Genomic DNA, 15877 nt, shown 5'->3' with positions numbered 1-15877 from the left:
GGCGGTCCCTGGAAGCGGTGCGCGGTCGATCGTTCGGATGGGAAGGGCGGAGGGCCTGTCCCGAAGCCGGGAAGCTGGCATCGTGCCAACGCGGTTCGGCATGGCATCGTGACGGTTCGTCGCGAGAGAGCAAGGCGGGAGACGACCCAGTGTCTTGTCCGACCCGACCCGGTCAGGGTGGCACGGTCTCAATTGGCGAACAGGCGTAGGTCCGCCCGGGCATGGCGGGCGGCGGCGATCTCGATCAACGGCGTGAAGGCCGTTAGGACGATCTCGTCCTCCTCGCCGGGATCGGATTCGGGCAGGGGCCGGCCGGCGACCTCCGCCAGAATCGGCAGCAGGGCCGTGAGGATGCGCTGGGCCTCGATGGCGCCGACGATTCCGAGACGGATCGCGGCCGTGACGCAGCCTGCCGCCGCCTGATATCCGGCGATCTGCGCCACCGCGCCCTCGCCGAGGCCGAGGGCGCGCCAGAGCGTGCCCTGGACGATCGGGAGGTGTCCGAGGAGCCGCCGGTCGCGGACCGCCTGCCGCAGATCCTCCGCGCCGGGCGTACCGAGACGGGAATGGGTGGCAAGCAGCGCGGCGCCGTTGCGCCGGCTTCCCGTCCGCATGGGCTCGGCGATGGTGGCGGCCTCGATCGCCGCGTCGATGGCGGCGAGCCGGTCGATGTCGTTCCCGGCGCGATGCGACAGGATCAGGGCGACACGGTCGCTCCCCGCCCAGCGGTGGCGCAGCACCACCTCGATCGCGCGCGACAGCCCTTCTCCTCCAAAACCCTCGCCTCCGATCCGTTCCCCCAGGGCCGCGAGCCCCTCGATGCCGTTGGAGAAGGCGAAGCTGCCGCTCGGGAAGGTGGAATCCGCCTGCTGCAGCGCGACGAGATTTTCCAGCATCAGATCGTCTCGGGCGGCGCATCGACGGAAGGGGCGACACGCCCGTCGGTGGCGAGTGCGCCCAGGCGGGCGAGGTAGGCATCGGGTTCGCCATCGAGGGCGACCAAGAGGGCATCCCCGTCGAACCTGACGCGCCAATGCAGGTTGCCGGCATGATAGCCGAGCTCCACCGCCGCTGCCCTGTCCGCCGGCACCAGGCGCAGCCAGCGTTCCGCCCCGACCCGCAGGACGATGGCACGATCCGGATCGAGGACGAGGACGGCTCCGTCGAACAGGGTCTCGTCGCGTGGCAGGGCGATGGCGATCTCCTCGCCCCCTCGGGTCGTCGCCCGCAGGCGCCGGCGCGCCGTGTCCGCGGTCTCTATGGTTAGGATGTCGACCGCATGGCGATGATCGAGGTGGTGCAGGCGCCGGGCGATCTCGGGCTCGCTCCGGTTTCCGATGATTCGATCGATGACCCGCATGCTGTCCCCGGTCTCCCTCATGCGCCCGAACCCGTAGCATCGGCCTTTTCCGGGACGGACGCATCCCCGATCCCGGAACAGGCCGCCCTATTCCACCGTCACGGATTTCGCGAGGTTGCGCGGCTGGTCCACGTCTTTCCCCATGAACACGGCGGTGTGGTAGGCGATGAGCTGGATCGGCACCGCGTAGACGATGGGCGCCACGACCGGGTCGAGGTCGGGCATCGTCACCGTCGCCATGGTGTCGAGGCCGGCGGCCGCGGCGCCCTTGGCATCGCCGATGAGGATGATGCGTCCTCCGCGTGCGGCCACCTCCTGCATGTTCGACACCGTCTTCTCGAAGATCGCGTCGTGGGGCGCGATCACGATCACCGGCACGCTCTCGTCGATGAGGGCGATGGGACCGTGCTTGAGCTCGCCCGCGGCGTAGCCCTCGGCATGGATGTAGCTGATTTCCTTGAGCTTCAGGGCGCCTTCCAGGGCCATCGGGTAGCTCGTGCCGCGGCCGAGATAGAGCACGTCGCGGGCCTTCGAGACCTCGCGGGCCAGAAGCTCGATCTCGCCTTCCAGCTTGGTCGCATCCGCCATCAGGCCCGGGACGGTGATGAGCGCGTCGACGAGTTCGCGCTCGCGCTCGGCGCTGAGGGTCCCCCGTGCCCGTCCGGCCGCGATGGCGAGGCACAGCAGCACCGTGAGCTGGCAGGAGAAGGCCTTGGTGGAGGCCACCCCGATCTCGGGGCCGGCCAGCGTCGGCACCACGGCCGAGGCCTCGCGGGCGATGGTGGAGGTCGGCACGTTGACCACCGCCAGCGTGTGCTGGCCTTGGCTCTTGGCGTAGCGCAGGGAGGCCAGGGTGTCGGCGGTCTCGCCCGATTGCGAGATGACGAGGGTGAGGCCGGCCTTGTCGAGGGGCGGCTCGCGGTAGCGCGCCTCGGAGGCGACGTCGATCTCCACGGGCAGCCGCGCCAGGGATTCGAACCAGTATTTCGCCACCAGCCCGGCATAATAGGCGGTGCCGCAGGCGGTGATCGAGAGCCGCGAGAGGTCCTTGAAATCGAACGGCAGCGCCTCGGGCAGGGCGACCCGGCCATTGGCGAGATCGACGTAATGGGCCAGCGTGCGGCCCACCACCTCGGGCTGCTCGTGGATTTCCTTGGCCATGAAGTGGCGGTGGTTGCCCTTCTCGACCCGGTAGGCCTGGGCGACGATGCGCTGGCGCTGGCGCGAGACCGGGTTGCCGTCGATGTCGCGGATCGCGGCGCCCTCGCGGGTCAGCACCGCCCAGTCGCCCTCCTCCAGATAGGTGATCTCCTCGGTGAAGGGGGCGAGGGCGAGGGCGTCCGAGCCCAGATAGGTCTCGCCCTCGCCGAAGCCGATGGCCAGGGGCGCACCGTGGCGGGCGCCGATGAGGAGATCGTCGTGGCCGGCGAAGATGAAGGCCAGGGCGAAGGCACCGCGCAGGCGCGGCAGGGCGGCGGCTACGGCCTCCACCGGGCCCAGGCCCTTGTCCATCTCGGCGCTGACGAGCTGGGCCACGACCTCGGTGTCGGTCTCGCTCTCGAAGCGCACGCCGCTGGCCTGCAACTCGGCCTTCAGCTCGCGGAAATTCTCGATGATGCCGTTATGGACGACGGCCAGCCGCGCCGTGGCATGGGGGTGGGCATTGGTCTCGTTGGGGCGGCCATGGGTGGCCCAGCGGGTATGGCCGATGCCGATGGCGCCGGGCAGCGGCTCGTCGCGCAGCCTGAGTTCGAGGTTGGAGAGCTTGCCCTCGGCGCGGCGGCGATCCAGCCGGCCATTGGCCAGCGTGGCGACCCCAGCCGAATCGTAGCCGCGATATTCGAGGCGGCGCAGGGCTTCGACCACCTGTCCCGCCACCGCCTCATGCCCGACGATGCCAACGATTCCGCACATGGTCGCTTCTCTCACACGATGGGGCCGGGTCGAGGGGCGGAAGCGATACGGGCCTCCGGCCATCCCGAACCGGGATGATGGCGGTGACCACGCAAAGACTGGCCCAAACTCTCTCGACCGGCCTTGTATCGGATCGGGACGGGGTTCGGCCACCTATCCGTCATCGTGGCGGATGAGAGGTGGAGAAACGTCTCATTACATGCATCGTAAAACGATAATAGGTATCTGAAATCAGTCGTCTTTCTTTGATCTGGACGCCTTGATCGCCTGCAGGGCCGCCCGCATCCCGCCGGCCACGCCCTCGATGATGCGCTGGCGGCTGCGGGCGATGGCGAGGGCGTCGTCCGGGATCGAGGCGGTGATGACCGAGCCCGCGCCGACGATGGCGCCGGCCCCGACGCTCACCGGTGCCACCAGGGCGGTGTTCGAACCGATGAACGCGCCGGCCCCGATCGTGGTGCGGTGCTTGTTCACCCCGTCATAATTGCAGGTGATGGTGCCGGCCCCGACATTGGCGCCCGGCCCGATCTCGGCATCGCCGAGATAGGTGAGGTGGTTGGCCTTGGCGCCCTCGCCGAGGCGCGCGTTCTTCATCTCGACGAAATTACCGATGCGCGAGCCCGCCTCCAGGACGGCACCCGGCCGGAGCCTCGCATAGGGGCCGATGCTGACGCCCTGCGCCAGGGTCGCCCCTTCGAGATGCGAGAAGGCATGGATCACGCAATGGTCGCCCACGGTCACTCCGGGCCCGAACACCACATGAGGTTCCACCAGAACATCCCGGCCCAATACCGTGTCGAAACTCAAGAAAACCGTTTCCGGCGCCACCAGCGTGGCGCCTCCGATCTGGGCCGCGCGGCGCAGGCGGGCCTGGATCGTCGCCTCGGCGACACTGAGCTGGACCCGGTCGTTGACGCCCTGCGCCTCGGCCTCGTCCACGGGCACCACCGCCACGTCGAGCCCGTCCGCCACGGCGAGAGCGACCGCATCCGGCAGATAGTATTCGCCTGCCGCATTGTCGTTGCCGATCCGCGTCAGCAGAGCCAGCGCATGGGTTCCTGAGAGCGCCATCAGGCCGGCATTGCACAGGGTGACGGCGCGCTCGCTCTCGCTCGCATCTTTCTCCTCGCGGATGGCGAGGACCCGCCCGCTTTGCGTCAGCACCCGCCCGTAGCCGGTAGGGTTCTCCGCCGTGAAGGCGAGGACGGCCACCGCCGCCCCATCGGCCAGGGGAGCGCGCAGGCGGGTGAGGGTGGCGCCGGTGATGAGGGGGGTATCGCCGAAGGCGATGACCACGTCGTCGGAGCCCGCCTCCAGGGCTGCGCGGGCGGCGAGCACCGCATGCGCCGTGCCGAGGCGCTCCACCTGCGGATGGACCGAAGCTCCGGGCGCCGCGCGCGCGATCTCGGAGGCGACCGTCCCCTGCCCCAGTTCGACCACCACGGCGATGCGGTTCGCCCCCGCCTCGCCTGCGGCGGCGAGCACGTGGCCGAGCATGGTCCGCCCGGCCACGGCGTGGAGCACCTTGGGCAGGTCGGAGCGCATCCGCGTGCCCTTGCCGGCGGCCAGCACGATGGCGGTGAGGCTGCGTCCGCCCGCTTTCGCGGATTCGATCGAGGTGCTGGTCTCCGCCGTCATCGTCGCTCCGCCGTTCTCGGGCCCAGGGCCGGTTCACGCCATACTGCGTTCACGGCATGCCCGGCTGCGCTAATGCGCGGCTTCCCGGGTGGCAAGCCCGCACCCGTCCAGTGCGCCGCCGCTCAGTGGCTCTTCAGGATCAGGGTGATCAGCACGGCGGCCACGCACACGAACATCACGACCCCGAGGACCAGGCTCGCCAGCGTGGTTGTGGAGATATAGGTGCCCGCGACGCTTCCCAGCATGCGCGCGACACCCCCGCCGGCGGGGGGCGTCGCCTGTCCCGGATGGCCGCAGCCCGGGCAGGCGAAGGCCTGGACCGAGACCTGTCGTGTGCAGGCAGGGCATGGAATCAGTGCCATGAGACGCCTCCTTCTGGCAGGAACGATGTCTCATTCTCTGGCATAGGCGCCGCCGTTCGGCCAGGGCGGCCCGCTCGTGAGGTTCCTTGCCCGTCATCGGCCCGTCATCGGCCCTTCGTTGGGCAGCTCAAAGAATCCGCGCTGTTTTGAACGGTTTCGGCCCTTCTCGGCTTAAGGTTGGGTTCAGGCCTCATCGTGGTAAAGCCGGGATACGCTGCATCGCACACCCACGCCCTCGCGCACCGACATCACAGGTCCAATGACGCCGCCGATTCCGGGACTTCGCCGCGCCGCTATGGAGCCCGCCTCCCCCCCCGATCCGCTGATGAAGGGATCACAGGATCACAGCCGTCGCGACCTGTTGCGACAGGCGAGCGCGGTCGCGCTGATGGGCGCCCTGCCCGGTCTGGCCGCCGGCACGGCCCTGGCCGAGGACGCGGCCCCTGCCCTTCCCGCCGCCGGCGCGCCGTTCCAGGCCGGCACCGTCGCCGACCTCGCCCGCGCTCTCGCCAGACGGCCTTACGCCGCCCCGCGCACCGACGATCTGCCCGGCGCCCTGACGGGCCTCAACCGCGAGCAGTACAACGCCATCCGCACGGTGCCGGGCAGCGCGATCTGGTCGAACGACGCCCTCGGCTTCACCGTCGAGCCGCTGCATCGCGGCTCCGTCTTCACCGGACGTGTGGCCCTGGCCCTGGTGGAGGAAGGCACCGTACGCCCTCTCGCCTACGACCGCTCCCGCTTCGAGGCCGAAGGGTTCGCCCTGCCGGAATTCAAGGACGATCCGGGCTATTCGGGCCTGCGCATCCGCGCCCGGTTCGATGGCGGCGAACTCACCGATTTCGCCACCTTTCAGGGCGCCTCGTTCTTCCGCCTCGTCGCCACCGGTCAGGGCTTCGGCGTCACCGCCCGCGCCCTCACCCTGCGCCCGGCCGATGCCCGCGGCGAGGAATTCCCCGAGTTCCGCGCCATCTGGATCGAGCGTCCCGGTCCGGGCGGACCGCTGGTGCTCCACTGCCTCGTGGATTCTCCGTCCGCCACCGCCGCCCTGAGGATGAGCCTGAGGCCCGGTGGCGCCTCCCTGTGCGATGTCGAGGGCACGGTCTTCGCCCGCGCCGCCATCGATCATCTCGGCCTCGGCGGCATGACCACGAGCTACTTCTTCGGTCCCTATGACCGGCGCGGTGCCGACGATGCGCGCGCCGGCGCCTACGCCTCCACCGGCCTGCAGATCCGCACCGGCACCGGCGAGGCGATCTGGCGCCCGGCCCGCAACCCGGAGACGCTACAGGTCTCGTCCTTCCTCGACGACAACCCGAAAGGGTTCGGCCTGATGCAGCGGGCGCGCAGCTACGGTGATTTCGAGGACGACGTGCAGCATTGGGAGTGGCGCCCCTCGCTCTGGCTCGAGCCGTTCGGCGCCTGGGGGCCGGGGGCGGTGACGCTTCTGGAGATCCCGAGCGATTCCGAGTTCAACGAGAACGTGCTCGCTTACTGGCGGCCGAAGGCCAAGCTGGAGGCGGGCGCCGAGTTTCCCTTCGGCTACCGTCAGCACTGGTGCTGGCAGCCCCCCGAGGCGTCCGCCGTGGCCGTCGTCTCCGGGACGCGCAGCGGCAAGGCGAAAGGTGAGGGCAACCGTCGCCTGTTCCTCGTCGACTTCACCGGCGAAGGCCTGTTCACGGATGCCGACCTGCAGCCGACCCTGCTGAGCTCTCCCGGAACGGTGGCGCCGCCGATCCTCTATCGCTATCCCGACGCTAAGACGGTGCGCGTCTCCTTCGAGCTCGATCCGGGCGGCGAGAAGACCTGCGAACTGCGCCTCGTGCTCAAGCGCGGCGACGCTGCCGTCACCGAAACCTGGCTCTACCGGTGGACACCCTGAACACGCTCGCGCCCCTCCCCGTCTCCGAGACCCCGTCGCCCGCAGCCTCCGCGGCCCCGTTCCGGCCGGCCATGCCGCCGGAAGCTCCGCTGCCCATGCCGGTGCAGGATCTGGAGCGCTGGGACCCGGCCGGCGGCCACAGGCCGGCCGAACCCGCCCCCCGGCCATGGCTCGCCCGCGCCCTCGTCTTCGGCGGGGCGGCCCTGCTCACCGCCTATGGCGCCCTGGAAATGTACGAGGTCGTGGCCGTCTCGGGCGGGACGACGGCCCTGCAATACGTGCTGCTCGTGCTCTTCACCCTCAACTTTTCCTGGATCGCGCTCTCGTTCATGAGCGCGATCCTCGGATTCCTCACGCTCCTGCGCCGTCCGAAGTCGTCTCTCCCGCCCGAGCGGCTCTCCACCCGCACCGCGATCGTGATGCCGGTCTACAACGAGGCCACAGCCCGCACCTTCGCCGCCGTCGAGGCGATGCGGGCGGAGATCGATGCCACCGGCCTCGGCGAGGCCTTCGACTACTTCGTCCTGTCGGACTCGACGCAAGGCGACGCCTGGATCGCCGAGGAACGCGCGTTCCTCGCCTTGCGCGCGCGCTGGGGCGAGGATGCGCGGCTCTATTACCGGCACCGGGCGAAGAACCATCACCGCAAGGCCGGCAATATCGGCGATTTCGTCTCGCGCTGGGGCGGCGCCTACGACCACATGCTGGTCCTCGACGCCGACAGCCTGATGACGGGCGCTTGCGTGGTGCATCTCGCCGCCGCCATGGAGGCGGACCCGGATTCCGGCATCATCCAGTCGCTGCCGCTCATCATCAACCGCAACACCCTGTTCGCCCGCGTCCAGCAATTCGCGGCGCGGATCTACGGCCCCGTCATCGCCACCGGCCTCTCGGTCTGGTCGGGCCGCGACGGCAATTACTGGGGCCACAACGCCATCATCCGCACGAGGGCCTTCGCTGAAGCCTGCGGCCTGCCCGACCTGAAGGGCAAGCCGCCCTTCGGCGGCCACGTCCTCAGCCACGATTTCGTCGAGGCGGCGCTGATCCGGCGGGCCGGATGGAGCGTGACGATGCTGCCGGCCCTGCCCGGTTCCTACGAGGAGAGCCCGCCCTCGCTCATCGATGTGGCCGTTCGCGACCGGCGCTGGGCGCAGGGCAACCTCCAGCACAGCCGCATCATCGGGGCGGCGGGCCTCGCGCTCGCCTCGCGCCAGCATTTCGCCACCGGGATCGCCGGCTACGTCGCCTCCCCGCTCTGGCTCGGCCAGCTCGTGGTCGGTATCGCCCTGGTGCTCCAGACCGCCTACGTCCGGCCGGAATACTTCACCTCGGAATTCGGCCTCTACCCCGTCTGGCCGCGCTTCGACCCGGTGCGCGCCCTCCAGCTGTTCGGACTTACCATGGGCATCCTGCTGGCGCCCAAGCTGCTGGGGCTGATCCTCGCCCTCATCGACGGGCCGGTGCGCCGGGCCTCGGGCGGCGCCATCCGCCTCGTCCTGTCGAGCCTGATCGAGACGGTCCTCTCGGCGCTCATTGCCCCCATCGCCATGCTGATCCAGTCCGGCTCGGTGTTCGAGATCCTGGTCGGGCGCGATACCGGCTGGAACCCGCAGCGCCGCGACGACGGCTCGATCCCGTTCCGCGACATCGTCCGCCGTCACCGCTGGCACATGGTGCTGGGCTTGGTGACCGGCATCGCCGCCTTCGCCATCGCCACCTCGCTGTTCCTCTGGATGTCGCCCACCATCCTCGGCCTCGTCCTCGCGATCCCGATCTCCTGGGCGAGCGGGCAGCTCGGCTTCGGCCTCGCCCTGAAGCGCCTCGGCCTGCTGATGACGCCGGAGGAGCGCGACCCGCCTTCCATCGCGGTGAGCGCCGGTGCGCTGGCCTCCCGCAACGCCGAGGGCGGCCTCGACGAGGCCGATGCGATCCGCTCCCTCCACGCCGATGCGGGTTTCGCCGAGGCCCATGCGCTGATGCTGCCCGAGATGCCGCCGCGCCCTCGCGGCACCATCGATACCGACCGTGCGCTGGCCCAGGCCAAGGTGGTGGAAGCCGAGACGATCGAGGAGGCCGCCGCCTGGCTCAGCCCGAAGGAGCGCATGGCCCTCCTCCACGACCGCGCCCTTCTCGACCGGCTCTCCCGCCTGGAACCGGCGTGACCCAATCGATCAATCCGTCGCCTTCTGCTCCGTGCACACGACGGGATGCTTCGATTCATCGGTCCACGTCACCTCCTGGCCCTTGCCGCGCAGTTCGTGCGTCTCGTCGCCGGTAGCGTAAACCGGAGCCGCTCGGCTGCGCCGGAAGGCTGCGTGCCGGGCCCGAGACGGTCTGACGATCGCCGACTGCCCCGAATCCGAGGTCACGAACCCGACCGTGAGCAGAGTGTTTCTGGGACACGAGAAGACCACCCGCGTCTCCGAGGCCGCAGCACTCCTGTCCCGATCCTGTGCGGAGATGGAGAGGGTCGAACACCCCACAGGGTGCCGATGAACACCGGCGAGATCCGGATGCTGCGGGAGCAGCCAAGTGGCTGAAGACGCACGCGAACGCTCCGCGTGTCAAAAAGCTCAAGGATGGGCCGATGACAGGAGTTCAGCCCGATCCGAGCCGAAGGACCGAACGGCTCAGGTTGACGCTGCCATAGGCGCAGCCATAGACAGGTCAGCCGGACGATCAGGCCAAGGGCGACGCGCGAAAGCCCGGGCAAGAGAGCCGTCGAACGATCCGGAAGGGTGGCCGAGTGGTTTAAGGCAGCGGTCTTGAAAACCGCCGTGGGAGCAATTCCACCGTGGGTTCGAATCCCACCCCTTCCGCCATATTCCTTCCATGTGCCTTTGTTTGCAGGACTTGAAGGCTGCCATTGGCGAAACGCTCACGCGGATCTGCTAGTTTCTGTTCGGGTTTTGCTGTGGCGGATCGGGCCGGAGCAGCATCCGCGAGTGAGGGTTGCGCGGCAGCTCGCGTTATCGGCCCCGCGGAACCCGCGAGTCCACATCCTCATGCGAGATGAGGAATAATTACAGCGCAAAGATCGATCGACATATGAAGTATAGGTGGCAATATTTCATCGTGACTGAATGAAAATCAAATTAAATATTGCTGTAGATTTGATATTTAAGGCTTCTCTTATCAAAGAGATCAGCGTCAGATCAACGTGTCGGCATAGCGGAGGAACGAGATTTCGGTATTGCCGGGGCGCCCTCCCGTGAATTTGGCATGGGTATTTCACCAAGCCTGGAGTGCAGCGCCGCCAAGGTTTCGGTCAACAGATCATCGATCACATCGATCTCGGATCGTGTCGGCATAGCCTTGTCCGTGCGGGCTGCGGCTTCGATCGCCGATAGACGTTGAGCGAGAGCGCGGCTTCCGATGTTGAGGCTCATGGACTTGAGGCCGTGCGCGGTCCGCGCCACATCGGTTCTCGAGCCCGCTTCGATGGCACGGCGTAGTTCCAAGAGCGCGGCAGGAGCATGTTCGGCATAGATCTGCAGGATGCGTTGGGCGAATCCACCACCCGCGCTCATCGACATTTCCTCGAGACCCGTCAGCACCGCCTCGTCCATCAGGTCTTCCGATGCCTGAATGGGCGCAGCCATGGCGCCGACATGGAGCTCCGCAACCACCGTCCGCGTGTCGTCCGCCAATGTCTTCGACAGGACCTCGCCGAGTGCCGAGAGCGTGAAGGGCTTGGTCAAAGTGCCGTCCATGCCCGCTTCCTTCCAGGCCGTGGCGGAGGTTCCGATCACGTGGGCCGTGGCGGCGATGATCGGTACGCGTTTGAGCGGGCCGTCCTGCTCATGAGCCCGGATCCGGGCCGCTGCGGCGTAACCATCGAGGACGGGCATGCTGCCGTCCATCAGGACGAGATCGAACGCCTTGGCCGCGCAGGCCTCGACGGCCGCAAGCCCATCCTCCACCGTGTCGATGAACGTGATGCCGAAGCGGGAAAGCGCCTCGATGGCGACCTCCCGGTTCACGGCGCTGTCGTCTGCCACGAGCACGCGTGCGGAAGGGAATTGCGACAAGCTGCTCGGCGCCGCGGCTCTGCGGCGATTCTCGCCCGCTCCCGCTACGCCGAGGGAAAGGGCGGCAAGGGCCGCGTTCAACTCCTCCTGCACCACGGGCCAGCGCAGCACGTCGTCCGCGAGGCCGGCTTCGATGATCCCCGCCGCAGCCGGGTCGCCCATGCGAGCGATGGCGATGACATGCAGGGATGGATTGGCACGGGGCCCGCGAGCGGCGATGAGCGCGGCATCGGCGATCCAATGCGCCGTGGCGGCGTCCTCGGGCGCAGCGACCAGGAAGCCGGCCTCCGCGAGCCTTTCCCGCAGGCTGGCGGATGTGGCGGCCCCATGGGTCGACACGAGGATGGCGGGCGGCACGTGGCCGAGACGGACGATCCGCGGCGCGGCTTCGATATCCGCGGGGTCGAGCGGGATCTCGGCCCAGAACGTCGAGCCGATGCCCGCCTCGCTCTCGACGCCGATGGTGCCGCCCATGGCCTCGACCAGGCGCTGCGCGATCGAGAGGCCGAGCCCCGTGCCGCCGAAGCGGCGCGTGGTGGATGCATCGGCCTGCGAGAAGGCGGAAAAGATCGTCGGCAGCTTGTCGGCCGGGATGCCGATGCCCGTATCGCGCACCATCAGGCGCAGAGCCCCATCCCTCGCCTCGATCCGGACCAGGACCGAGCCGGTTTCCGTGAACTTGAGGGCGTTGTTGACGAAGTTGCTGAGGATCTGGCCGAGACGCACCTGATCGCCGGTGATGCGCCCTGGCACGTCGGGCGCGACGTAGGCCGCCAGATCGAGGTTCTTCTCGCGGGCCTTCTCGGCGAACAGCGAGACGACGGTATCCACCACCTCGCCCGGCTCGAGGGCGATCCGTTCGAGTTCGATCTTGCCCGCCTCCACCTTCGCGAAGTCGAGGATGTCGTTGATGATCGCGAGCAGGCTCTGGCCCGAGCGGGCGATCACTTCGGCATAGCGTTTCTGGCGCTGGGGCAGGTCTGCGCCGGCAAGGAGTTCGGCCATGACCAGCATGCCGTTGAGCGGCGTCCGAATCTCGTGGCTCATGGTGGCGAGGAACGAGGATTTCGCGGTGTTCGCGGCCTCGGCGGCATCCTTGGCGTCGAGCAGGTCGGCCGTGCGATCAGCGACATCCCTTTCCAGGCTGTCGCGATGCTTGGCGAGCCGCTCGTCGCGCTCGCGCACGGTGGCGAGCAGGCTGTTGAATGTCCCGGCGAGGAGGCCGACCTCGTCGTCGCGCACGATGACGGCGGAATGCCCGTAATCGCCGTTTCGGCGGACCAGATCCATGGTCGCGGCGAGTGCGGCGATGGGGCGGGTGATCGAGCGCTGCAGCCCGTAGGAGACGAGCAGGCCCAAGGCGAGGGCGAGGGCGGAGCCGAGGGCCGATGTCTCGACGATCGCCATCAGGCGCGGGGCGAGATCGGTCGTGTCGGCGACGAGGACCACCGTGCCGATGTCGGTTCCATGATGGAGGACCGGAACACGCACCTGCACGGTACGGCTCGTCAGCAGGTCTACGATCGAGAAGCCGCGGTCGAGATCGAGATCGCTTGCGAGGCGGATCGCGAGACCCTGGTCGGCGAGGGTCGAACCATCGGGCCGCTCGATGCCGGCATAGATGAATTCGGGCCGCTTCGCGATGGCGCGCAGCGTTTGGGTGGCGGCCGCCGAATCGTTCGCATGAGTGGCGCTCGCGCCGGCCGAGGCGAAGACGTCGGCAGCGGAGGTCAGCGCTTCGTGCTTGGCGAGGCCGTAGCGGTCGACTTCGTGCCAGAGGCCGACCAGCGTTCCGACGATCAGCGCGAGGGCGACCGACCCGGCCACGGCGAGCGCCATGCGCCCGGCCAGGGACTGCGCGAGACGGTATCGGCGGGTCGTCACGCTGGAATCCTGTGCTTGCATCGCGGGTCGGAGACGAGCCTAGCAGCCTTTCGTGAGTGCCCGCTTAACCATCCCGGCCTCGAAGGCCGCGCGCGGTGCCGATCCCTGCGGCGCCGGTCTCCCTGGCTCCGCATGCCGCTTTCATGCAGTCAATGCGAAAGCACCGTGTCGGCGGAACTCGGGCCGACACCTTTGGGGACGGGAATGTCGGTCGACCCGTAGCGCGCGTTGAGGATGAGATTGGGACCGTCATAGAGGGTAATGAAACGGGCGATGATGACGGTGTAGGCGGACTGGTCCGCGATCGGCTTCTTGGAATCGATGATGAGCCGGCCGCGCGGCAGGTAGATCGTGCCGAGCAACGTGCGAGCTTCGTCGCTGATGATCCGATACTCGCGCAATCCGATGGCACCAGCCAGGAACGGAGCGCGGCCCTTCAGACTGAGCGGCGGCGGCAGGGGAAGCACCGACAGCAGGCTGCGGTCCTCGAAGAAGAGCAGTCCGGCCAGCAGCCCGTCCTTCGGCGCGGTCAGAGAGATGACGCTGCCCTGGTCGAACAGCAGGCCACCCCGGATTCCCGTGAAGAAGAACCCGGTATTGGCTCCGGTCAGGGACGCGTTCTTGTCGACGACGAGCGGGCCGTCCTTGATGATGTAGATGCCCGGGCGGAGTTTTACCTGGGCTCCCTTCGTGATGTGCAGGCCGCCGCAATACGTTCCGGGATCGAGGGTGACCGACGGCGCGCTCACGACGTTCGAGCCGTAGAGGGGGCTGTCGATGCCATCGACGAGCAGCTTGGGATTCATGTAGAGCGGGACGCTGACGCAAGGGCCGGGGCTCGGGACGGCACGGTCGGCCAGGGGATCGATCAGGGCCGGGCAGTCCGTGGCGGGCGGCGGCGTGAAGTTCGCCTTGCTCCCCGAGAAACCGCCGGCCGAACAGATGGACAGGGCGCTGGCCATGGAGGCGTTCCCCCCCTGGATGCCGGACGCACTCTTCGAATTCGAGTAGAGCGAGCAGTCGGTGGCGGTGATGCGGGCCGACGCTTCGAGGTGGAACGCGCCGACATTCGTCGGATCGAGGGCGAGGAGGCAGAGCCGTGTCGTGCCGGAGAGCTTGGCGGTGGACGTCACGGACACGGTGACTTCCGAGATCTGCAGCAGCTTGCCGAGGCTGAGCGGCACCGTCTCGGTCAGTGTCACCTGGACCGCGGAGTGATTGTTCAGCACCGTGGCCGCCGCCTCCGTCGCCCGGCCTGCAGGTGCCTCGGCCTGAGCCTGGGCGCGCGCCATGGAAACGGCCGCCAGGATCGCGGCGGCGTCATCGGCATTGGCGAGCTTGAACTGATTGACGCCGGCGATGCTGCCGCTGTCGGCGGCGCGTTGCAATTCCCCACGCCGCTTGACCAGCGAACCATATTCGAGGGCTGCGGCGCTCAGGCCGAGGAGAATCGGCAGCATCAGTCCGAACACGATCAGGACGCCGCCTTCGGACCGGCTCCCAAACGCACGCAACGGACGGATCATTTCCAGGCCTCCATGCGGAAAACGATGGCCCGGGGACCTTCTCAATTCGTTAGAGCAATTCTAGAATCCCGGAGCTTTGCCGTCGCGTCGGCTGCGACAGGCCGCTTTTGATGCTGCAGGGTTTGCGAACCCTGAATCCGAAGCGCGGTTCAGATAGGCTCCCGTCGTCGGCCGGTACGAAAGAGGTCTCAGGCAGCGCTTCGTGCGGCCGGATCTCCATCCGCTTTCGTTTTGTTCATCGCCCGGCAGAATACCGTGACGCAGCGCGGGTCGAAATGATGCCCGGCCTGAGCCTGGAGGTGGCTCAGGGCCTCGGCCTGCGTCCAGGCCTTCTTGTATGGCCGCTCGGAGATGAGGGCATCGAAGACATCCGCCACGGCGACGATCCGGCCGCAAAGCGGGATGTCCTCCCCGCTCAGGCCGAGCGGATATCCCTTCCCGTCCCAGCGCTCGTGATGCGTCGCCGCGATCTCTGCCGCCAACTGGACCATGAGGGACGAGCTTCCCTCGAGGATGCGCCGGCCGCGCTCCGCATGCAGTTCCATCTCGGCGCGCTCGTCGAACGTCAATGGACCGGGCTTCAGGAGGATCGCGTCGGGAACGCTGATCTTGCCGACATCGTGCATGGTCGAGGCGAGGCTCAACTGGCTCACGTCGGCGCTGGAGAGGCCGAGGCCCTCGGCGATCAGGGCGACGTACCCGGCGACCCGGGCCACGTGATTGCCGGTCTCCGTATCGCGGTGCTCGGCGGCCTTCATCAGCAGCGTGACGATCTCGCGCTCGCGGGCCTGGATCGTCGCCGTCGCCGCGCTGACCTCGCGGGCGAGCCAGGCGGCACGATCGCTCTGCTCGAGCCGCGCCCGATTCAGGGCCACGAGATTCGAGACCCGTGCGCGGACCTCGAATGCCTCGAAGGGCTTTGCCAGGAAGTCGGTCGCACCCGATTCCAGTGCCTCGCGCCGAAGAGGTCGCTGGTCCATGCTCGTGACCATGACGATGGGCACGTGCTCGAACCCCGGGACACACCGGGCCGCGCGGATGAATGCGATGCCGTTCATGCCCGGCATGTCGTAATCGGAGATCGCGATGGAGATGTCGGCCGCATGATCCTGGACGAAGGCCAGAGCGTCCCGAGGCTCGACGAAGGCCCGCGGCTCGCAATCGGGCAAGCCACGGATCGCCTCGGCCATCAGCATGTTGTTCAGGACGGCATCATCGAGGATCAGTGCGAACATGGCTTGTGGCAATCCTGGCGGGTTCCCGGCCCTGGTGTTCCACCC

General features: G+C 68.2%; 10 protein-coding genes and 1 tRNA gene. 3 read left to right on the top strand and 8 right to left on the bottom strand.

All coding sequences use genetic code 11. The features are described from left to right. Window positions 1–188: 188 nt before the first annotated feature. The 5 genes from ACFQ4G_RS06435 to ACFQ4G_RS06415 form a co-directional block, all read right to left on the bottom strand. Window positions 189–896, bottom strand: a complete 708-nt coding sequence (locus ACFQ4G_RS06435) for an urease accessory protein UreF (protein ID WP_238208411.1) — start codon at window positions 894–896, stop codon at window positions 189–191. Beyond that, window positions 896–1360, bottom strand: coding sequence for an urease accessory protein UreE (gene ureE / locus ACFQ4G_RS06430; protein WP_238208413.1), 465 nt, complete (start codon window positions 1358–1360; stop codon window positions 896–898). Before ureE ends, ACFQ4G_RS06435 begins: the two co-directional genes overlap by 1 nt. 87 nt (window positions 1361–1447) lie before the next feature. Next, entirely contained in the window at window positions 1448–3274 is a 1827-nt protein-coding gene (gene glmS, locus ACFQ4G_RS06425; protein ID WP_238208416.1) for a glutamine--fructose-6-phosphate transaminase (isomerizing), read from the bottom strand. Between the two features lie 231 nt (window positions 3275–3505). Next, complete coding sequence (glmU, locus tag ACFQ4G_RS06420) at window positions 3506–4912, bottom strand: bifunctional UDP-N-acetylglucosamine diphosphorylase/glucosamine-1-phosphate N-acetyltransferase GlmU (RefSeq protein ID WP_238208418.1); 1407 nt, start codon at window positions 4910–4912, stop codon at window positions 3506–3508. Window positions 4913–5034: 122 nt separating this feature from the next. Further along, complete coding sequence (locus ACFQ4G_RS06415; RefSeq protein ID WP_238208420.1) at window positions 5035–5274, bottom strand: hypothetical protein; 240 nt, start codon at window positions 5272–5274, stop codon at window positions 5035–5037. 325 nt (window positions 5275–5599) lie between these two features. On the opposite strand from ACFQ4G_RS06415, the gene ACFQ4G_RS06410 reads away from it, so the two are divergent. The 3 genes from ACFQ4G_RS06410 to ACFQ4G_RS06400 all read left to right on the top strand — a co-directional run bounded on the left by ACFQ4G_RS06410 (window position 5600) and on the right by ACFQ4G_RS06400 (window position 9978). Then, window positions 5600–7156 (top strand): glucan biosynthesis protein, encoded by a 1557-nt coding sequence (locus ACFQ4G_RS06410; RefSeq protein ID WP_379039917.1) that lies wholly within the window; start codon window positions 5600–5602, stop codon window positions 7154–7156. Next, window positions 7144–9318, top strand: a complete 2175-nt coding sequence (gene mdoH / locus ACFQ4G_RS06405) for a glucans biosynthesis glucosyltransferase MdoH (RefSeq protein ID WP_379039915.1) — start codon at window positions 7144–7146, stop codon at window positions 9316–9318. Before ACFQ4G_RS06410 ends, mdoH begins: the two co-directional genes overlap by 13 nt. Window positions 9319–9888: 570 nt before the next feature. Beyond that, window positions 9889–9978, top strand: a tRNA-Ser gene (locus ACFQ4G_RS06400). Between the two features lie 333 nt (window positions 9979–10311). Here ACFQ4G_RS06400 and ACFQ4G_RS06395 read toward each other — a convergent pair. The 3 genes from ACFQ4G_RS06395 to ACFQ4G_RS06385 all read right to left on the bottom strand — a co-directional run bounded on the left by ACFQ4G_RS06395 (window position 10312) and on the right by ACFQ4G_RS06385 (window position 15832). After that, the gene (locus ACFQ4G_RS06395) at window positions 10312–13071 is read right to left on the bottom strand and encodes an ATP-binding protein (RefSeq protein ID WP_238208422.1); all 2760 of its coding nucleotides are present in this window, start codon (window positions 13069–13071) and stop codon (window positions 10312–10314) included. A gap of 149 nt (window positions 13072–13220) precedes the next feature. Further along, entirely contained in the window at window positions 13221–14597 is a 1377-nt protein-coding gene (locus ACFQ4G_RS06390) for a TadE/TadG family type IV pilus assembly protein (protein WP_238208423.1), read from the bottom strand. 188 nt (window positions 14598–14785) lie between these two features. Continuing rightward, on the bottom strand, window positions 14786–15832 hold the full coding sequence (locus ACFQ4G_RS06385) for an HD-GYP domain-containing protein (protein ID WP_238208424.1): 1047 nt from the start codon (window positions 15830–15832) through the stop codon (window positions 14786–14788). Window positions 15833–15877: the final 45 nt, after the last annotated feature.

This window comes from Methylobacterium marchantiae, assembly GCF_042679825.1.
GTDB classification, from domain to species: domain Bacteria; phylum Pseudomonadota; class Alphaproteobacteria; order Rhizobiales; family Beijerinckiaceae; genus Methylobacterium; species Methylobacterium marchantiae.
Note: the sequence above shows the minus strand (reverse complement) of the source record. Positions and strands in the feature narration are given on the sequence as shown.